This window comes from Endozoicomonas elysicola, from assembly GCF_000710775.1.
GTDB lineage: Bacteria > Pseudomonadota > Gammaproteobacteria > Pseudomonadales > Endozoicomonadaceae > Endozoicomonas > Endozoicomonas elysicola.
The window spans coordinates 4,162,866-4,183,283 of record NZ_JOJP01000001.1 but is presented as its reverse complement, the minus strand read 5'-3'; the positions used below and the strand labels follow the sequence as shown (position 1 = coordinate 4,183,283).

Annotated in this window: 19 protein-coding genes; 10 read left to right on the top strand and 9 right to left on the bottom strand. The window is 50.2% G+C overall.

Annotated features, from left to right (window positions below):
- Positions 1-16: 16 nt before the first annotated feature.
- On the bottom strand, positions 17-346 hold the full coding sequence (locus tag GV64_RS17655) for an antibiotic biosynthesis monooxygenase family protein (protein ID WP_020584807.1): 330 nt from the start codon (positions 344-346) through the stop codon (positions 17-19).
- A gap of 44 nt (positions 347-390) precedes the next feature.
- Positions 391-738: an arsenate reductase (glutaredoxin) gene (arsC, locus tag GV64_RS17650; RefSeq protein ID WP_020584806.1), complete on the bottom strand. Its 348-nt coding sequence runs from the start codon at positions 736-738 to the stop codon at positions 391-393.
- Positions 739-993: 255 nt separating this feature from the next.
- Between arsC and GV64_RS17645 the strand changes: the two genes are divergently transcribed.
- The 10 genes from GV64_RS17645 to GV64_RS17600 all read left to right on the top strand — a co-directional run bounded on the left by GV64_RS17645 (position 994) and on the right by GV64_RS17600 (position 12,037).
- Positions 994-1,533 carry a vacuolar protein sorting-associated family 26 protein gene (locus GV64_RS17645; RefSeq protein ID WP_020584805.1) on the top strand — a complete coding sequence of 180 codons (540 nt, stop codon included), beginning with the start codon at positions 994-996 and terminating at the stop codon, positions 1,531-1,533.
- Positions 1,534-1,563: 30 nt separating this feature from the next.
- A complete protein-coding gene (locus GV64_RS17640) occupies positions 1,564-2,133 on the top strand; it encodes a DUF4136 domain-containing protein (protein ID WP_020584804.1) in 570 nt (189 codons plus the stop codon).
- A 213-nt stretch (positions 2,134-2,346) separates the two neighbouring features.
- The gene (locus tag GV64_RS17635; RefSeq protein ID WP_020584803.1) at positions 2,347-3,033 is read left to right on the top strand and encodes a response regulator transcription factor; all 687 of its coding nucleotides are present in this window, start codon (positions 2,347-2,349) and stop codon (positions 3,031-3,033) included.
- An 18-nt stretch (positions 3,034-3,051) separates the two neighbouring features.
- Positions 3,052-4,362, top strand: a complete 1,311-nt coding sequence (locus tag GV64_RS17630; RefSeq protein ID WP_020584802.1) for a sensor histidine kinase — start codon at positions 3,052-3,054, stop codon at positions 4,360-4,362.
- Positions 4,363-4,594: 232 nt separating this feature from the next.
- A complete protein-coding gene (locus tag GV64_RS17625) occupies positions 4,595-4,972 on the top strand; it encodes a VOC family protein (protein WP_020584801.1) in 378 nt (125 codons plus the stop codon).
- A gap of 301 nt (positions 4,973-5,273) precedes the next feature.
- A complete protein-coding gene (locus GV64_RS17620) occupies positions 5,274-6,116 on the top strand; it encodes an efflux RND transporter periplasmic adaptor subunit (RefSeq protein ID WP_081622225.1) in 843 nt (280 codons plus the stop codon).
- Entirely contained in the window at positions 6,116-9,193 is a 3,078-nt protein-coding gene (locus GV64_RS17615; RefSeq protein WP_020584798.1) for an efflux RND transporter permease subunit, read from the top strand. The genes GV64_RS17620 and GV64_RS17615 overlap by 1 nt, the downstream gene beginning before the upstream one ends.
- Positions 9,194-9,225: 32 nt before the next feature.
- Positions 9,226-10,242 (top strand): glycosyltransferase family 2 protein, encoded by a 1,017-nt coding sequence (locus tag GV64_RS17610; protein ID WP_201772498.1) that lies wholly within the window; start codon positions 9,226-9,228, stop codon positions 10,240-10,242.
- The gene (locus GV64_RS17605) at positions 10,239-11,642 is read left to right on the top strand and encodes an ArnT family glycosyltransferase (protein ID WP_020584796.1); all 1,404 of its coding nucleotides are present in this window, start codon (positions 10,239-10,241) and stop codon (positions 11,640-11,642) included. Before GV64_RS17610 ends, GV64_RS17605 begins: the two co-directional genes overlap by 4 nt.
- Complete coding sequence (locus tag GV64_RS17600) at positions 11,624-12,037, top strand: GtrA family protein (protein ID WP_152554111.1); 414 nt, start codon at positions 11,624-11,626, stop codon at positions 12,035-12,037. Before GV64_RS17605 ends, GV64_RS17600 begins: the two co-directional genes overlap by 19 nt.
- Here the strand turns inward: GV64_RS17600 and GV64_RS17595 are convergent.
- From GV64_RS17595 to GV64_RS17565, 7 genes are all read right to left on the bottom strand, one after another.
- Entirely contained in the window at positions 12,030-12,902 is an 873-nt protein-coding gene (locus tag GV64_RS17595) for an AraC family transcriptional regulator (RefSeq protein ID WP_020584794.1), read from the bottom strand. The two genes, GV64_RS17600 and GV64_RS17595, sit on opposite strands and share 8 nt — an antisense overlap.
- A gap of 110 nt (positions 12,903-13,012) precedes the next feature.
- Positions 13,013-13,507: a flavodoxin gene (locus GV64_RS17590; RefSeq protein WP_020584793.1), complete on the bottom strand. Its 495-nt coding sequence runs from the start codon at positions 13,505-13,507 to the stop codon at positions 13,013-13,015.
- A gap of 5 nt (positions 13,508-13,512) precedes the next feature.
- Positions 13,513-17,016: a pyruvate:ferredoxin (flavodoxin) oxidoreductase gene (nifJ, locus tag GV64_RS17585; RefSeq protein ID WP_020584792.1), complete on the bottom strand. Its 3,504-nt coding sequence runs from the start codon at positions 17,014-17,016 to the stop codon at positions 13,513-13,515.
- Between the two features lie 7 nt (positions 17,017-17,023).
- Positions 17,024-17,257 carry a hypothetical protein gene (locus tag GV64_RS17580; RefSeq protein WP_020584791.1) on the bottom strand — a complete coding sequence of 78 codons (234 nt, stop codon included), beginning with the start codon at positions 17,255-17,257 and terminating at the stop codon, positions 17,024-17,026.
- A complete protein-coding gene (locus GV64_RS17575; protein ID WP_020584790.1) occupies positions 17,257-18,534 on the bottom strand; it encodes an FMN-binding protein in 1,278 nt (425 codons plus the stop codon). The genes GV64_RS17580 and GV64_RS17575 overlap by 1 nt, the downstream gene beginning before the upstream one ends.
- A gap of 36 nt (positions 18,535-18,570) precedes the next feature.
- Positions 18,571-18,888: a hypothetical protein gene (locus tag GV64_RS17570; protein WP_020584789.1), complete on the bottom strand. Its 318-nt coding sequence runs from the start codon at positions 18,886-18,888 to the stop codon at positions 18,571-18,573.
- Entirely contained in the window at positions 18,888-20,417 is a 1,530-nt protein-coding gene (locus GV64_RS17565) for a 4Fe-4S dicluster domain-containing protein (protein WP_020584788.1), read from the bottom strand. The genes GV64_RS17570 and GV64_RS17565 overlap by 1 nt, the downstream gene beginning before the upstream one ends.
- Position 20,418 lies beyond the last annotated feature (1 nt).

The following is a 20,418-nucleotide window of genomic DNA, read 5'->3' as shown; positions in this document are numbered from 1 at the left end:
GTTCGCACGGCAATGATCAGGCGCATGTTGCTGTTGCTGAATACGCCTGCAGATAGTCATCACTCACTTCCAGCTTGTAGACGGTCTTTGACTGAACAAGACAGTCTCTCATTTTCTGACGGGCCACAAGATAAAGGGCATCGGTCAGCTCATGATCTTTTTCCCACTGCTCACGACTTGGCCATTGAGCATAGCCGACCAGAATGTTCGGGTCGTCTGAAGTATGCAGTCTTGAGCCAAAGCTTCCACATTGCTGGTAAATGGCTTTGGTCACTTCCAGCCATGCTTTGCGAAACCTGGCCTCAGTGCCTTGTTTAATCTCAAATTCATATACTGCTATGAACATGTCAGGCCTGCTAAAAGGTCTATTTATTATTGTTTGGTTCGTTTTCAGAGAATTTCAATGACTGACTCTGGAGGGCGGCCAATTCTGGCTTTTTCTCCATTGACCACAATGGGGCGCTCAATCAACTTGGGAAATTCGCACATAACCTTGATCAGTTGCTCTTCAGTCAGGGATGGATCTTTGAGGTTGTTATCCTTGAACTCCTGTTCACCCTTACGAAGCAGGTCTCGGGCATTGATGCCCAGTTTGCCCAGAATGGTTTTCAGCTGATCGGCATCTGGAGGGGTTTCCAGGTACAGCACCACTTCAGGGGTGACCCCCTGTTCTTCCAGAATACTCAGAGTTTGGCGGGATTTTGAACAACGCGGGTTATGAAAAATAGTAACGCTCATGATGACCTTGCTCAGTGTATTTCACAGGGGTATAGATATTTTCCGCAAAGCCTACCAATCTCTGTGGATTCACTGCAAATCATTTGTAATCCATGTCGGACGATAAACATAAAAATGGCATAATTGTTGTAAAAATGCAGCCATGTTCATTGGGGTAAATGGAATTCAAGATTTGAGCAAACGTTCTAAAAACTGTGAAAGCTGTATTAAGTTCAGGGTTTGAACAGAACGAATATAACTATTTGGGGGGAAACAATGTCTGATAATACGCTTGGTCTGCTGATTGCCGCAGTGGTGGCTGCTGGGCTGGTAGCCGTTGTTATCTATTTTATTGTGAGATTCCTGCGTGGAACCATTGAATTGTCATTGCCTCGTTCGGCTTATAACCCCGGTGAGTCCATTATTGGCAGCTTCAAGCTTCATACCAAGAAGGCCATTCAGGGTAATCAGCTTCTTGTCAGTCTGATAGGCATTGAAAAAACGCGAAGGCGAAAAGACGATGGCAGTTATGAGACATACTCTGAAGAAGTATATCGTGATGATGTTGTTGTTGAAGAGGCCAGGGCTTATTCGGCAGGTTACCTTTCAAATTATGACTTTGAAGTCACAATACCTGAGATAAATGACTCTCACCCAATAAACCCAATGGTTGGTCAGGCCCTGAGTGCTGTTTTCTCTATGTTGAGTCAGAGATCTGTGAAGCTGGACTGGAAGTTAGAAGTGCGCCTGGATGCGAGGGGGATTGATCTTGCTACTTCCCGCAGTATCTCTATTAATATGGGCAGGCTTCATTAACAGTATCATGTAAAGGCAAACGGAGAGGTTATGTCTGTAGTAAATCGATTGAGGCGTTACGCTGTTGTTATTCTGGCTGTCGTTCTGTCGGGCTGTACATCTCAGAAAGTAGATTGGGACTATGATACTGAACGTTCACTGACAGGCCTGACCACTTATCGCTGGATTGAGCCAACTCAGGACTCCCAGAAGCTGGGTTATCAGTTTGAAGCCCTGATGGATCAGCGTGTTCACAACGCGGTGGATGGGGTTCTGCAGACTCGAGGATTTCAGCGTGTCGACTCCGATAAGACAGAGGTCGACTTTCTGGTCAATTACATTGCCGGCCAGAAAACCCGCAGAGAAGAACGACAGGTGACTACCTCTTTTGGTTATGGCTTCAGCCCCTGGGGGCTCGGTGTCAGCACTGACAGCCGGGTTCAGGAATATGAAGAAGGCTCTCTGATTATTGATATTATTGATCCGGAAACAAAGCAGGTTGTGTGGCGTGGACGCTCCAGGGCCAGAATTCAGGAAGATCTCTCACCGGAACAGCGAACTGTACGAATTAACGAGGCCGTGGCAAAGATTCTGGAAGGGTTTCCAAGGCCGGAAAAGTAATACCAATTCCGCTTTCTAAATATGATATCGAGCAAGCCATTCTGGACGGCTGGGCAAGGCGGAATGACGAGTAATAGCGGGGCTATTGCGATGAATTCCAACGAAGAACCAGCGGTGCAAAATGGCTGCGCAGTTCATGTTTAGAAGGTGGAATTGGTATAAGCAGGTCGGTTATGGTTTTGAGCCACGGATTATGTAAACAGGTATCGTAGTATGCGCCTGCTGTTGATTGAAGATAACCGGGAAATTGCCGGTATCGTTCTCGATTATTTTGAAGCCTTTGGTCATCAGCTGGACTATACAGCGGATGGTCGTCACGGGCTGGAACTGGCCAGTGAGCAATATTTTGATGTGATTATTCTCGACATCATGCTGCCGGGAATGGATGGCTACCAGGTTTGTCGTGAACTCAGGAAACGACGGATTACTACGCCTGTTCTGATGCTGACCGCCCGTGATACGACGGATGATACCCTGCAGGGGTTTGAAGAAGGAGCAGATGATTATCTGGTTAAGCCCTTTGACCTGAAAATCCTGGAAGCGAGGGTCAAGGCACTGGTTCGTCGCAATAGTCCGGGCGCCTTCAGCGACGCCCTTGAATTTGAAGACCTGACACTTGATCTGGGGAATCATAGCGCCAGACGCGGTGATAAGGATATCCCTCTGAATCCTACCTGTTTTACACTGCTCAAATTGCTGATCAGCAAGTCTCCTGACCTGGTGACCCGGGAAGAGATGATGTACGCCATCTGGGGGGATGAGCCACCCGATGGTGATGCGCTGCGTAATCATATCTATCAACTGCGTGTGGCTGTTGATAAGCCGTTTGAACAGCCCATGATTACTACGGTTCCCAAGGTGGGATACCGTCTTCAGGCAACGCTTTCGACCAAAGAGTAGAAAACAGGATTATCTCAATTGCTTAACAAGATCCTTGAAAGAGGAAAGCTGCTCTCCCTGCAGTGGAAAATGACAATGGCTTTCTGCATTGTCATTGCCGTTGTTCTGTTGATCAATTTTCTGCTGTTTTATGCCACGCTGCACATCACGGAAGATGAAGTCAGTAGTCGTCGTCTTGCCTATATCAGTGATTTTGCCATCAAGGAATATCAACAGGGATTTCAGGGTTCTCTGGTTCTTGATCACCTGACCGTCGCTTATGACCGTTATGAAGATACACCGGCTGAGTTTCAAAAACGCTTCTCTGCCCAATGGCAAGGGGTAGAGGATTTTAATTATCAGGAACCGGGTTCAAGAACGGGAGACTCTGCAACGGTTATGTCCACAACCATGACGGTTAATGGACAGTTAGCGCCTCTCTATATCGTTGAGGACAGCGCGCGAGTGACCATCACTGAACTGGAAGAGCGATCTCTGATCGCGGGTGTCATCCTCTATTCACTACTGATACTGGCGGGAGTCTGGTTGTTGATTTATCGGATTTCCGGCCATCTTGCAGCGCCGTTGCACGGGCTCGCCAGAGTGATCAAAGAGAGTTGGGCTGATGACCTTGCCCCGATTGAACCGGCGGTGATTACCACAGAAGAGCAGGCTGAGCTGGTGGATGCGCTGAATGATTATCGACAGAGAATTCATGCGTCGATTCAACGGGAGAGAGCGTTCAGCCGTTATGTCAGTCATGAGCTGCGCACACCGCTGATGGTGATCTCGGGGGTGGCTACATTGCTCAGGGTGTCGCGTGAGTCACCGGTTATTGAGAAACCGTTTATTGATAAACAGCGACAGCGTCTTGAGACATCCTGCCAGAATATGCAGGACATTACTGAAACACTGCTAAGCCTGGTGAGGCAAACCCCATTTCCAGAAGATGTCACCACTGTACTGAATCAGGCGTTTATTGAGCAGCTGGTTGATGAGCACCAGCTGTTAATCCGGGATAAAGCGATTCAGGTACATATCAATGCCACGGTTGCCATCACATTAAATGTGCCAGCAACCGTGGTCAGGATATTGCTGGGCAATCTGATTAAAAATGCGTTTGGTTACACCCGTTCCGGAGAGATTCTGTTTCGACTGGATAATCACTGCTTCAGTGCCCTGGATACCGGACCAGGTATTGAGAGTGTCCCTGAAGAGCATGAAGGCCATGGCCTTGGGCTGATGATGGTCAACGATATTTGTGCACGACAGGGGTGGAGCTTTTCCATCAGTTCCCAGGATGACCAGCAGGGATGTCTGGCAATGATCAATTTTAGTCCTGAGTCGTGATGCCTTTAAAGGCTATCTAAAAAGCAATGGCTCTTCTGAGAGTTACGACATTTAACTGCTTGATTCTATTGTTCTTTTACTGTGGTTTTTGGTGTTGTGATTTTGTGGGTTCGCGGCTATTCCGGTGGTAGGGGCTGTGAACCATGTGCGAACTTTTTTATAGCCGACAAACGGTGATTCGCTCCTCCACATTGAATGCTAATAAATTCTGATTAACCTTGAAGGTAGGTATATGATCGATCACGTTACTATCTCTGTCAGTGATGTTGAGTTGAGCCGGAAATTTTATGAAGCGGCATTTCGTCCACTTGGATACAAAATCGCCTTTGGAGAAGAAGGGAGAATGTGGGCCTTTGACCTTGGAAAGGGTTTTTTGTTTGAAATTCGTAGTCCTAACACAACGGAAGCCTTAACCAGTTTTCATATTGCCTTTCGTGCAGAAAGCCAATTAAAGGTTCAGGAATTTTATGAAGCAGCACTTCAAGCTGGCGCAAGAGATAACGGAGCTCCAGGCTCTCGTCCTCAATATACAGAGAATTACTATGCCTGTTTTGTTTATGATCCTGATGGACATAACATTGAGGCGATGTTTGATAAATGGGAATCCTGATCAGTATGAGCAACTGCTATTTGTTCAGGTCAAACGTTTTGAGGCCTCTTTAATTTTCTGAAGAGGCCTCAGGTGCTACGATCGCACACTTCCGAAAGTGATGACGCTGCTCTGTCCAAAGCACCGGGAATGGCTTCATGCAATCTTTCAGGGTAAGTACCCACGTTCCTGTAAAGCCTCCGTATGGTAATGCTTTCACTCTTAAGTCAGTGCCATTAGCCTAAAAAGCACATTGTGACATTTTTAAGAGGTATGACTGGTTACATTGCCCCCAAAAAGGCACTTGCCTGGGGTCAATGTTATGAAATCGCCAGTTCTTCTTCGATTGGCCACAGTATTGTTGGTCAGTATTCCGTTATCAGTAACCGCATCGTCACCTTCTTATCAAGAACCAGCCTTTAATTCGTCAGGTGCAGACGTACTTCATGTCATGGGCAGTCTGCAGAGCCTGGAATCCATTGCTGTTGTCTCTCAGGTTGATGGTGTTGTAGAAAGCTACGCCCATGATGTGGGTGAACAGACATCAGGTGGAACCTCTCTGGTTACGATAAACCAGGAGGATTATCTGCTGGCTATGGAACGGGCCAAGGCCAGTCTGGCTCAGGCTAATGCTGAGCTGGTGGTAAAAAAGAGCCGGTATGACCGGTATAAGCATCTGGTGGCACAAAATAATTTGGCCAGAGAACAGCTTGAAAATGCTGAAGCAGACTATCTGGTCAGCAAAGCGGACCTGAGGCTTCAGGAAGTGTCACTGGGTGAGGCCGAGCTGGCATTAGCGCGTACCCAAATCACAGCAGAGAACGGTCTCTGGGTCAGTGAACGGCTCATTAATAAAGGGGACTGGGTCCATTCAGGACAAAAGCTGTATCAGCTTGAGCAGATAGAAAAACTAAAAGCTGTCGTTTATGTCACGGAAGAGCACGTCAACAGCTTTGCATCAGGTCAGGGCGTCACGTTAACTGCGGAAGCCGTTCCTGGTCACTACTTTTCAGGCCATATCAGGACGATTGCTATTCAGACTGATACCACCAGAAACAGTTATCCCGTCGAGATTGTCATTGATAACCCGGGAATGATACTTCGTCCCGGGTTTACGGTGGATGCTGAAGTATCTCTTACCAACCTTGTGGCTGAGGAGGAGTGATGAAGACCATTCTTTACTTCTTTGTCAGGCAGCGTTTTTTCGCCAGTTTGATGCTGTTTATGATCTGCCTGACCGGGGTCGCCTCGCTGTTTAATATCAGCCTGCAGGAACTGCCCGCTTCAAAACAGGGTGAAACGGCCATTATTACGGAATATCCCGGTGTTTCAGCAGAAGAGATTGAACTTGAAATCACCAACCGCATTGAAAAAGAGTTGAAGTCGGTTCAGGGCCTTGGCTGGTATCTGTCGACATCGATTGATGGTTATTCTGAGATTGAGATCCGTATTCGTGATGGTGAAAACATTGACCAGGTTAATCAGGATATTCGAGATGCTGTCGATCGCGTTACCGGTCTTCCGGCAGACCTTGAGAACTCCCCTCTGGTTGAGGCAGAAAATACGGCCACGTTCGAGTTTATGACGCTGGGTTTATCGGGAGACATGCCATTTGCCGAGCTTCGTGAATCAGCCCGGCAGATTGAAAAGAAGCTGCGTACGATTCCGGGTATCGGGAAAATCACCTCAACCGGTTTTCCCAAGCGTGAATTTATTGTGTCGCTGGTGCCGGATCGTCTGCAGTCCTATGGTTTAACACCGGAAGCAGTCGTCAGAGCCATCAGTGCCCGAAATATTTCCAGCAGTGGTGGCGTGGTGGAGTCCTGGCAGTCAGAGCAGAACCTGCTGACCCTGACGCAGGTACAGTCTATTGAGGAACTTTCGGACGTCATTGTTTCACTGTTGCCGGGAGGTGGTCCTGTCCGACTCAGTGATGTCGCCGAAGTGACTGATGGTTTTGAGCGTCAGCTCCAGGGCTTTATGGTCAATGGCCGGCAGGGTATTGGTTTTACGCTGTTTAAAACGGAGTCCGGGGATACACTGGACACGGTTGCTGCGGTCAAATCATTGCTGGCGGAAGAGAAGGCCATCAGTAATGGTCGACTGACCTATGACTGGTCCCTGGATCTTGCAGAAGAAATTGACGCACGCTTTCAGGTCGTCAGGAACAATGGTTTGATCGGTATTGTTCTGGTGTTGGCCGTGTTGTTTATTTCCATGCAGCGTCGCCTGGCGCCGTGGATCACCGCATCATTGCCGGTTTGTGTCTTTGGTACCGTCACCATGCTGCTGCTGTTTGGTTATTCCCTGGACAGCGTCACTCTGGCTGCAATCCTGCTGATTATTGGCATCATCGTTGATGACTCAATCGTGGTCTCAGAAAGTATCGATCAGGCCTGGCATCGAGGACTTACTCCTGAGAAAGCGGCGGTTGAAGGATATATGCAGGTATTCAGGCCCGTCATTACCAGCCTGTTAACCACCGTATTGGTTTTTCTTCCCATGTTGTTTATGGGGGGAGACTTTGGGGCAACCTATGCCGTCCTGCCATTGACGGTCATCATGGCATTGCTGATGTCTTTTCTGGATGTAACCTTTCTGCTGCCTGCTCACCTGGCCAGGGCGCTGGAAAAAAATACATTGGGAAATAGCAACAGCGGAAATGAATCTTCCAGCAGGCACTGGTTTGATGTTTGCAAAGCCGGATATCAACGCCTGTTGAGAAAGGCGTTGCATGGGCGCTTTATTCTTATTCCGGCTTTTATCGGGGTTACTGCTTCAGTTTTATATACCGGGTATCGACAGATTGCTCTGGATTTCTTTCCAACAGGTGCTGCCCGTCTGGTTGAGTTTTCTCTGGAGGTGGACGACGGGACACCCCTGGAGAAAGTGAAGCTCATTAACAAACCCTTTGTGGAACTTCTCATGAATACTCCGGAAGTTGCACGTTTTCATATCAATGAAGGCGCACCGGAATCCACGGGGCTGATTGTTCTTACGCCGGTCAGCAGCCGCTCCCTTGATGCTGATGAAGTCTCGGAGTACCTGGAAGAAGCCGCTTCGGAGTTTGCCGGGCTGACAGCCGTCCATGTAAAAGTGGATGCGGGTGGTCCACCACCACCGGACCCCATAGAGTTCCGTATTTTTGGATCTAACGACGATGGTCGTAAAAAACTTGCCCGGGATTTGATGCAGTGGCTCGAACAACAGCCGGGCACTTCAGATCTTGAAAATTCGGATGAGAACCTGAGACCGCAAACATTGATTAAACCGGACTATGCCTGGCTGGCAAGGCTTGGCCTGACGGTTGATGATCTCAATAACAGCCTGAACCTGGCTTATGAAGGACGAGAGGCATCGACCAGCTGGCTGGGTGATGAAGAAGTAAATATCAAAGTCTGGCTGGACAGTCCATACCGTCAGTCCAGTTATCTGCCCAATATTGATATTCCATCTGCCGATGGCCGACAGATTCCTTTGAGACAGGTTGCCGCTGTAACTTCAGTGATGACCCCGCGGGAGATCACTCACTGGAGTGGAGACCGGAATACCTATGTTGTGGGCGATCTGGATGATGATGTGCAAAATGGCGCTCAGCTGGCTATGGATGCCCTTGCACACTTTCGGGCACTTGCAGACCAGTACCCGGGTGTTCGTCTGGAAGCTGGTGGTGAAGCGGAAATGACACAGGATGCCCTGGGTGGATTGCTTAGCGCCGTGATCATTGCCCTGGTGGGTATCTGGGTGATTATTGCGCTGCTGTTTGGTTCTCTGCTGCAGCCATTACTGGTGATGCTGGTTATTCCTTTTGCGATCGCTGCTGCTGTATTCGCATTAATGGTTCATGGCGAACCCATGTCGTTTTTTGCCGGTATCGGTATTCTGGGCCTCTGTGGTGTCGTGGTAAATAATGCACTGGTCATGGTTGACCGGCTCAATAGACACCCCGATGAGTCAGAAAAGATATCAGAAAGCGCAATGATTGACGGGATTGTTGAAAGCGCTGCTACACGACTTCGCCCTGTGCTGCTGACGACAATAACCACTGTGGCCGGTCTTTTACCACTGGCCTATGGGCTTGGGGGCGCTGATGTTTATATGGGGCCAATGGCGCTGACCCTGGGGTATGGACTGTTATTAACGGTTCCAGCCATCCTGTTTTTCTTACCCTGCTGTTTCCTGCTGTTCAAATCGGTGGCAGGAGAAGGTGTTGTGACATCCTTTTCACATGACAGTGTTTAGCATGGATACAAATTGCTGAACGGATGATTGTCATGGCTTTAGGTCCCGAAAAATCAAACTCTGGGGGAGCGATCACACTGTCGGTGGTGGTTCCTTTTTTTAATGAGTCTGATGTCCTGCCCGAATTTCACCGTCGTTTAACTGGCGTACTGGATCAGCTGCAGGAGTCTAGTGAAATAATTTATGTGGATGATGGAAGCCAGGATGATAGCTGGAATCTTGTGGCTTCGTTTCCTGAAAGTCGCAGCGACAGGTTCTGTATCCAGTTGAGCCGAAACTTTGGTAAAGAAGCAGCCATGTCTGCCGGCCTTGAAAATACAAGAGGGCAGGCGGTGATATTACTGGATGCCGACCTTCAGGACCCACCCGAGTTGATTCCTGTCATGCTGCAGCAGTGGGAAAAAGGGTTTGATATCGTCAACATGCAGCGGCGTAAACGAAATGGTGAGAGCTGGTTCAAACGAACCTCAGCGAGCATATTTTACCGGCTGTTGAATAGCCTTTCTCAATCGGAAATACCGGAAAATGTGGGTGATTTTCGACTTCTGGATAAAAAGGTCATCGAGCATATCAACCGGTTGCCCGAGCGAAACCGTTATATGAAAGGGATATTTGCCTGGCCGGGGTTTGAACAGACCACCGTTTTATTCGATCGGGATGAAAGGTTCTGTGGCAGTACCAAGTGGAATTTTTTGAAATTACTGGGGCTGGCTGTTGATGGCATTACCTCGTTCTCGATCAAACCGCTTCGTATCGCCACCCTGATGGGGAGCCTGGTTGCAGTGCTGGCCTTCTGTTATGGGCTTATGGTGGTGTTGAAAACACTGATTCTGGGAGAGCCTGTCACTGGCTACCCCTCAATGATGGTGGTGCAGCTGGGGCTTGGAGGCATTCAGTTATTAAGCATTGGTCTGCTGGGAGAATATATTGGCCGGATTTTTATTGAAGCCAAGGCCAGACCACTTTACCTGACTCGTTCCGTCACAGAGAAAAAGGCACGATCAGAACGACATCAGCACATTCAGCCAGTCATCAGGGAAGTCGCATGAGAAAACAGCAAGTCTACCTATGGGGAATACTGGCTGCAGCTTTGTGTATCCGCCTAGTGGCTATGGTCGCGCTTCCATTAATGGATACGACAGAAGCCCGCTATGGGGAGATGGCCAGACTGATGTCTGAAACCGGGAACTGGTTAACTCCCCAATTCGATTACGGTGTTCCTTTCTGGGGTAAGCCTCCGTTGTTTACCTGGATGAGTGCTGCAGGTATTGAGTGGTTTGGCCTTTCTGAGTTTGCGGTTCGTTTTCCGCACTGGCTGGCGGGTATTTTTGTGATGGCGGTGATGGCACTTTTTGCCCGCAAACTCGGCTTTAATGCACTCAGAACCAGTGTGGTCATGGCAACCTGCGGCATCTTCCTGTTATCCAAGGGTGCTGTGATGACCGATATGGTATTGACCGTAGGTATGGTTCTGGCCATGACAGGGTTCTATCTCTGCTGGAAAGGTGAAGAATTCTGGGGATATGTCGGCTTTATAGGGCTTGCTATAGGGCTGCTATCAAAAGGCCCTCTTATACTGGTTCTGGTGGGTCTGACTGTTTTGCCATGGCTGGTTATTCAGCATGGGTTGAAGCAGGCTTTTATGGTTTTATGGCACCGTTTCCCTTTGCTGACCGGCAGTCTTTTGATGCTGGTGATTGCACTTCCCTGGTATTTGATGGCAGAGCAGGCGACGCCGGGCTTTCTGGACTACTTCATTGTCGGGGAGCACTTTAAGCGGTTCGTCGTCAGTGGCTGGGAGGGCGATCTGTACGGAACTGCTCATGAGGAAGTGCGTGGTACTATCTGGTGGTTCTGGCTGTATTCCGCCGCGCCATGGTCAATTGTACTGCCGGTACTACTCTGGCGACAGCGTCATTCTCTCTTGTTGAGAGCCAGGGGTAATGACGGTGTTCTCAGCTTTTTATTGCTCTGGCTGGTTTCTCCTATGGTTCTGTTTACCGGGGCGGGCAATATCCTGCAGGCGTATGTGCTGCCCGGAATCCCGGCTCTGGCTCTGTTAATTTCCATGCTGCTGCCTGAAAAAATCATGGCTCCCCGATGGTTTCGGCTGGTGTGCTGTATCGCCCCCATGCTCATGCTGGGATATACCATTGCCATGATTAACGGCGGCAGTGACCGTAAAAGCGATGCGGTTATCTTCCAGCAGGCGGATAACAGTGTGCCCAGTTTCTATGTGGGAAAACGGCCGTTTTCTGGCCAGTTTTACAGTCTCGGTCAGGCCAGGGTGCTAACCGATAATGCGTCATTACAGACGATGGATGATTTTCAGCTGATTGGCGAGTCGCTGCAGGTGCAGCGCCTTATTGTCGGTCTTGATCATGCCTGTGAGCAACGTTTTATTACTGTAAAGCAGCGAGCACTTTATCGATGTTTCAAAGACTCCTAGAGGCTAACAGACCGATCAAGTTTATGGCAGTCGGGGGCTTTGGCTTTCTTGTTGATATTATTCTGTTCAGCCTTTGTCTGCAGGTTTTCTCTATGGAGGCACTGGCTGGCCGTATGGTGGCATTTTCGGGGGCAGCTACTATGACCTGGACAGGTAACCGGCTTCTGACATTCAGTGACCGGCATTGTGAATCTTGCTGGCGGCAATGGCAAAAGCACATGATGGCAGCCTGCTTTTCTGCGCTGCCCAATTTTGCTGTATTTCAGTTATGCCTGATTTCTTTTGGGAGTACCGGGTATTCTCTGTATATGGCAATGATCATGGGAATTGCTGCCGGAATGTGCAGTAATTATCTCTTGAGTCTTTACTGGGTATTTGCCCGGCGTGCTACTTAACTTCATTGGCTCGACAGACCATTCTGAATTGCTTAGGCGACAGCTGGGTATGACGACGGAAAAATTTGGTCATATTGGTCGCCTCATTAAAACCGAGATTTAAGGCGATATCGGTGATGGAGTAGTGGCTGAATGCCAGCAGTCGTTTCAGTTCAATCAGAAGGCGATGATCCAGCAGCTCTTTCACGGTGTGGCCCGTGTTTTCTTTGGAGACTTTGTTGATCTGTTTGCAACTCTTTCCCAACGCTCTGGCGTATTCATTCACATTTCGTGAGCGACGGAAGTCAGACTCAATCATGGACTTCAGCTGGTAGAACGTCGTTGAGCGTGCAGCACTTGCCCGGAGGTTTTTCTTTGCCTGATGCTCCCTGACCAGAGACTTGATAATAACGGTTCGCAACAGGGTTCTGACTACCTCGCCACCAAAGGGCAGGTCATGATTGTTAAACTCATGCCAGAGGGCCTGAAAGAGTCCAAGCAGTGCTAATTCGGGATCCTGTAATGTATTGATCTCAGAAAATGCAGTAACAATCAGGTCTTTTAATGAATCATCATTTCCAAAAAACAGAGTCTCATCACTGAATGCCAGTACATAGCCGGTTACATCGGGGTTGTAACAAAACTGATGCACCTGGTATCGAGATAAAAAGAACATGGTACCGGCTTTGAATCTGTATTTTTTGTAATCAATAAAGTGCTCACCTTTCCCTGAGGCAATATAAATAATGGCATTAAATTGAAGGCGATGTGGCTGTATAGACAGGTCAAACCGACGTTGATAAAACTGATCCATGGACGACAGGTTGAGATCGATGTCTTCCCGTAGTTTTTCCAGGCTGATGCTATCAATATCCTTGCTATTCATTTTCAGTTTGAACAATCCATGCGCAGTATTTCCTATTGAATGATTATGCCGTTAAATGTCAGGACTGGTGATGACAGTGGTCAATAAATGACCACTGTTGTAGAGGCAGTTCAGTTACCCAGATTCATGCTCTCAAGCCATTGCTGCAGGCGCTGCCCGGTCAGTTCTGGCTGGTTATCTTCGTCCAGTGCCAGTCCGACAAAGTGGTTGCCTCGAACCGCTCGGGACTCGGTGAACTCATAACCTTCAACTGGCCACTGGCCAACCAGCTCGGCCCCTGACTGCTCAACGGCTTCAGCCAGGTTATCCAGCGCATCGACAAAGGTGTCGCCGTACTCTTTCTGATCGCCCAGGCCAAACAGGGCAACGCGAATACCGCTCAGGTCGGCATCTTCCAGATCCGGCATAAAGTAATCCCAGTCTGACTGCAGTTCACCCTGGTTAACGGTAGGCGCGCCCATGATCAGCATTTCATAATCAGTCAGACTCTCTGCAGAGCAGTCAGCGACATCCAGACAATCCACTTTTAGCCGCGCAGCGATGATTTCTGAAATCCGTCGTGTGTTTCCAGTGTCACTGCCGTAGATAACTGCAATAGTTGCCATACAAGTTATTTCCATTCCTTTAATTGATTCAGCAAGGTGTGCTGATGTTGAACCTGTTGCCGCAGGCTGTCGGTATAGGCCTGAAACCGGGCAGGGTTTTTCTGTAATATCTGGTTAAAGCGGGACTCGCTGGTCAGCAGTTCCCGAACATCCTTTCTGGGTGTCCTGGAGTCCATCTGAAGCGCAGCTTTACCCTGGTCAAAGCGTCTTGGGTCAAACCGGTACAGTGGCCATAAACCGGTATCCACCATCTGCTGCTGATGCTCAATACCACAGCTCATATCGATACCGTGGGTAATGCAGGCGGCATAAGCGATCACCAGTGATGGCCCGGGGTAATCCGCCGCTTCCTGTAGGGCTTTTAAGCTCTGGTTAATATTGGCTCCCATGGCAATCCTGGCGATGTAAATACCGCCCTGCAGCATCATGCTCATGGCCAGGTCCTTGCTTTTGCCCTGTTTACCCCGGTTGGCAAAACGGACCACGGCACCGGTTGGGGTCGCTTTGGATTGCTGTCCGCCAGTGTTGGCGTATGCCTGATTATCCATGACCAGGACGTTGATATTTTCGCCACTGGACAGCACATGATCGAGGCCGCCAAAACCGATATCGTAAGCCCAGCCATCGCCACCGATGATCCAGTGGCTTTTCTCCACCAGGTCCTTCAGGTAGTCAAGGTTCCCAAATGTTTCTTCCAATTGCTGAATAGTCTGACGTTGACGTTCAACGGCGGACTCGCTGTGATCAAAGGCATCCAGCAAAATCTGCTGCTTCTGCTCATCAGGCAGGTCGTCAGCTATTAATGACAGCTGTTCCAGTGCATAGGACCTGCGGCTGCTGCTGGCCAGTCGCATTCCCAGCCCGAACTCGGCATTATCTTCAAAAAGAGAGTTTGCCCAGGCAGGCCCCTGGCCTTCATGGTTTTTTGAATACGGTGTGGTTGGCAGGTTGCCGCCATAGATTGAAGAGCAACCGGTGGCATTGGCAACCATCAGCCGGTCACCAAACAGCTGGGTCAGCAGCTTGATGTAAGGGGTTTCACCGCAACCACTGCAGGCACCGGAATACTCGAACAGCGGCCTCAACAGTTGGCTGTTGCGTCCGTCAATCCGCTTTAGTTGGATCCGTTTGAGGTCAGGCAAATCCAACATGAATTCGTAGTTTTGCCGCTGTGTTTCCAGAATGGGGGCTTTTGCCACCATGGTTAAGGTATCGCCCTTACGGTTCGCAGGGCATATCTGGGTGCATACACCGCAGCCGGTACAATGGTCGGGGGAGACCTGTAACGTGAATAACTGGTCAGTGAAATCACGATATTGATAGGGCATTGAAGTAAACGACGCAGGCGCATCGTCAAGCTGCTCAGGACTGACCAGCTTGCTTCGGATAGCACCGTGTGGGCACATGAGATTGCACTGGTTACACTGGGTGCAGTGTTCCGGAGTCCATTGTGGAATTTCAGTGGTAATACTTCTCCGTTCCCACTGGCTGGTGGCGGTTGGCCAGCAGCCGTCAACCGGGAATGCACTGACGGGCAGGGCATCCCCTTTATTGGCCAGTATCAGGGCCGTGACCTTTTGTACCCACTCAGGGCTGTGCTCGCTGATGACCGGGGTACGGAACAGGGTGCTGTTGATACTCTCTGGAATCGTGACCAGCTGCAGGTACTGCTCTGTTTCATCAACTGCCTGTTGATTGGCTTCAACGATGGCTGGGCCTGCTTTCCCATAACTTTTGGCAATGCTCTCTTTTAACAGCTGGCGAACCTGTTTCATGGGCAGTATCTGGCTGATGGCAAAGAAAGCGGTTTGCAGAATGGTGTTCTGCCGTTTACCCAGGCCCAGCTTTTCGGCAATGGCTGCTGCATCGATCACATACAGCGTTAATCGTCGCTGAAGGATAACGGCCTGAACTTCCTGTGGGAGATGATTCCAGGTTTCTCCGGCTGGCCAGGGTGAGTTGAGCAGCAGCGTTGCACCGTCGGCAGCCTGCTCAAACATCTCCAGGCGATAAATAAAATCAAATTGGTGACAGGCAATGAAACTGGCTTGCTGAATCAGATAAGGCGCTTCAATGGGGTGCTGATCAACACGCAGATGGGAGGTGGTGACACTGCCGGATTTTTTGGAGTCGTAAACAAAGTAGCCCTGTACATTCAGCGGGGTCTGTTCGCCGATGATTTTCAGGGTATTTTTGTTGGCACTGACCGTTCCATCCGAACCAAGCCCATAGAATATAGCATTAAGCTGTCGTTTGGGTTCCAGGCTGGTCTGAGGGGCGGGTAAGGACAAACCTGAGATATCATCCACAATGCCCACGGTGAAGTTATGTTGCAACGTACCATTGTGCATGGCCGCAAAAATAGCTCTGGCGTGGTTTGGGTTGAACTCTTTTGAGGAAAGACCGTAGCGTCCGCCAGCGACCTTGGGAAGGCTCTGCCGTCCCGACTGTAAAATGGCCGTCACCACGTCCTGATACAAGGGCTCACCCAATGAACCGGGCTCTTTGGTTCGGTCGAGCACGGTAAGACAGTGGGTGGTATCGGGTAATACGGCGAGGAAGTGCTTCAGTGAAAAAGGCCTGAACAGGTGAATGGCAATAACCCCCACCTTCTGGTTAAGCGGCAATAACTCATCGATCGCCTGTTGCACCGTGCTGGCAGCAGACCCCATGATCACGATGACATGCTCTGCTTCTGGATGGCCGTAATAATCAAACAGGCGATACTCTCTTCCCGTCAGTTCGGCAAACTGTGACATTTTCTCAGCCACAATATCCGGGCAGGCCTGATAGTAAGGGTTGATGGCTTCCCTGGCCTGAAAGAATACGTCCGGGTTTTGTGCGGTACCCCGGATGGAGGGGTTATCAGGGGTGAGCCCGCGGCGTCGAAACGCGTCCAGTGCTTCCTGACTGATCATTGCCTTGATGAGATCATCACTCAGCCATGAAATTTTGTTGATCTCATGGGAGGTACGGAAGCCGTCAAAAAAGTGCATGAAAGGAATGCGGGACTCAAGGGTTGCTGCCTGACTGATCAGGGCAAAATCGTGAGCCTGCTGCACGGAGCCGGAAGACAGCATGGCAAACCCGGTTTGCCGGGCCGCCATGACATCGGAATGGTCACAGAAGATGGACAGGGCATGGGTTGCCAGGGTTCGGGCTGCCACATGCATGACAAAAGGCGTCAGCTCCCCGGCAATTTTGTACATATTGGGGATTTTCAGCAGCAGTCCCTGGGATGACGTAAACGTCGTTGACATGGCACCTGCGGTCAGTGCGCCATGAACCACACCTGCAGCGCCTCCCTCGGACTGCATCTCCATGATTTTGGGAATGACTCCCCAGCAGTTGGTTTTTTCCTGGCTTTCCCATAACTCACAGGTTTCAGACATGGGAGAAGAGGGCGTAATCGGATAGATACCGATCACATCATTGCAGCGGTAGGCGACAGAAGCGACTGCTTCATTACCATCCATAGTGGCCAGGCGGCTTGCAGGTGACATTGACATCAGCCGGTTACTCCGTCATATCTTTGATGATATCCAGCTTTTTCCACTGTTCAGTGTTTAATTTGATCGCTGGCTGTTCTGTAGAGGTTTCCACCTGTTCCTGAGTGATATAAACCGGCTGGAGGTTGTCGGATGTTCTGCTCAACTGTCCGACAGCATTAAATCCACTGAAAATAACCAGCCCTGAGGCAACGGTGAAAAAGGCGAACGCCACACTTTTCCTGAATGAACCTTTTTCCATTACGACAGACTCCGGTGAGGTATGTTGTTGGCCGGGCGAGCTGATGTTGTCTTTGTCTTGCGCTGGTAATCTTTCAGACCCTGCTTACCCCAGGCTTTGATAAATTTCAGGAAGTCCGTCATGGCGCCAACCGGGCAGAGGGTTTTGCACCAGGGCCGGTAGATCATCAATGACGTCAGAATGATCACAAAGGTCAGGATGAACAGCTGGATTGAACCGGTCATGCCGAACATGATGCCAAAGGGTTCGTAGGCGATGGTTGCCGGATTTCGGAAATAGAGCCCGGCGGCCAGCACAGCCAGAAAAATGACTCTGGGCAGCCAGGTAAAAATACTGTGCTTTAGTGTCACCGTCGGTGGGTTGGTAATTTTTGCCAGGCACTGTTGAGTGGTTCCGAATGGACAGATCATATCGCAGTACAGGTTTTTGTTGGTGGACAACAAGGTGACAACGGTCAGGACCAGCAGGATAAGTGGCGTATAATTACCCAGGCCGGAAATCCAGGTGCCGGAAATCAGAATCCCCAGTGTTGATGAAGAAAAGAGCGCAGAGGCGTAGAAACCAAACAGCACCAGGCTGGTAAGCATCAATCCCCATTCCATTTTCTTTCGCTGTGGGTGACGGGTTTTGCTGATCTGCCAGGCGGCAGCAAATGCCAGCAGGGCGACCAGATCCATCCAGCCAAAATACGACCATGGGCTTCTGCTACCCACCAGGCTTAAGTTCATCAGCTCCTGTCGCACCGGTTCCGCGGCCAGATTGGCACCCCGTAGAATGGCCGAGGAAGACAGGGTTGCGCCGCTGATGGCATCCACTTGAAGGATGTTGTTAATGGACTGGCCGACCATCTGTTCAGGGAATTTAGCGGCGATTATTTTCTGCAGATAGGAAGCGGTCTCCCTGGAGGAGAGGATTGCCAGCTGCTTGATGACACCCTGATCATCAATCATCAGTGCAATATCCATTTTTCCGCCGTAGCCAACCCCTGACCCCTGACTGAGCCATTGAGTATCCTGTCCGGCGTTGGTGGTTATCTTCAGCGTACTCTGGTCAGTGGTTACGATTTGGGCATTCTCAGGCAGTAAGTGGCTGAGCTGTTCCGTTTCCAGATTTGACAGGCGGGCCCCGCCCAGTACCCAGGCGATGATCAGCAGGATGATTGACCCGATGACGGCCAGTTTTTCCGGCAGCTGCCTTATTTTCTGTCGCTTATTGTTGTTGGACTTATTTCTACGGGTGTCCACTGCCCCATGACCTGCATGATGTTGTGATTTCATTGCATTTCAAAAGGGGCCCTGTGGCCCCGGTTATTATCAGGATTGATTTGCGGCCGGTTTGTTGAGCACAAACAGTACTTTGAGCAATATGGCCCCACCCACAATCAGGCCAGTGCCAACAAAACCAAGGAAGTACCAGCCAGCATTGCCTTCATTTTCACCCAGCAGGGTAAAGGCGCCGGCGATGGTTAGCAGCAGGCTGAACCACCAGCCGCCGACCAAAGACCATTTCCACCAGTTCATGGCCAGCTGAACATGTTTTGCCCACTGACCTGCCCCGGCAAAGACCAGTACCTGAAGGGCACCAAGAAGCATCCAGAATGGTGGATCCAGCAGTGTTGATTGAGGAAACATCAGAAGCCCTCCCAGTTGCCATCGTATTCCCAGGTTTTGGTGACCTTGAGGTAGTTTTCCGAACGCAGCCACTCCGGTGGTTCGTGGTAGCCGGCAAAATTACCGCCAGTCCAGTCAGGGTGATACGCTTCTGCTTCCGGGTAATAGAAGAAGTTGTGCTGCATGGCCAGCAACGTTTTACGGGTGATGCCGGTAGGGTCTCTGGGGTCCATCTCTTTCACGATGGTGTGAATCCAGTTGTTTTTCCGTGTGTAAGGACATACGGCAATACAGACGCGACAACCCTTGCCGCTGTCGGTCGGGGCTGTACTCCAGAAGCGATAGCAACTGTCCTGATTAAACGCGAATTTTCTGAAACCACGAACCACGGAATCCGGTTTGCTGGCTTTGGAGATGGAGCCACTGGGGCAGGCATCCGCGCAGATTTTGCACTCTTCACAGAATGCCCGGACATGGGTATTAATGGGTTTGTCCGGCTCAAGATCCAGGTTGGTAATCACTGCCGCCAGTCGTATGTTTGGTCCAAGCTCCGGTGTGATCAGGACACCGTTGCGAGCGGATTCGCCCATGCCAGCCTGAATCGCGATGGGCGGCAATACCGTTTCATAATCACCACCCGGCCATTGTGGTCTGGCCGCATAACCCAGTTCTCCTAACCAGGCTGCAAGCAGCCCAGAAGCGGTTTTGGCTCGGAAATAGCCGTCGTAGGAGGTGGAGTAACCGGCGGCGGCATACATTGGGTCCCAGTTCATGGGCACACCAAAGACGATGATGTTTTTCCAGTGTTTTGGAATATCCTCACCCCAGTTACGGTTACCACCTTTCATGCGCATCATGTTTTTGAAGACAAATGCCGGGTCCAGTTTGGTAATACCGACGATGCTGGCACCAAAGGTAAAGACCATTTTTTTAATCAGCTTTGAGGCGTGAGCTGGAGACTGGAGCTCGGCGGGTTCACCCTGTACCCATTTGAAATCGTCAATATCGGGATGGTCCACCGGCTTGGGCGGGAAATTGGATTGCTCCAGACCTTTCAGCCAGGAGCGACCATTGGCCCAGGCCAGGGCAAAACGATCACGGTGCTTCTCCCGGTGCTGAGCACGATGGTTCTGTTCAACAAATGCCTGCAGCATTTCCGGCCAGCGGTCAGGATGACGGGCGTAGTATTTTTTGACCTGTTCATCTTCCAGGGTTTCCCAGCCATTGTTGGGGTCCCAGCCATCCTGAATGGCTTTGCCAATGACCGGGAAGCGGTTGAACAGGTAGTCTTCCCATTCCGGGCGTTCGATAGGGCCCACAACCTCCAGGGTCGGAGCATGATCTACCTCGAACGGTTTGCGGTTAAAGAACATATCTTTACCCGCTTCGGTTCTGCCCCAGCCAACATTGGCGTCAGGATCCCGTCCCAGAACAAAGCCTGCACCGGCGGCAGCACCAATGGTGGTACCTGCAGCTGCCAGTCCCCCCAGTTTAAGAAAATTACGGCGGGAAGTGACGGCTGCACCTTCACCGTTGACTTGATTAGACACA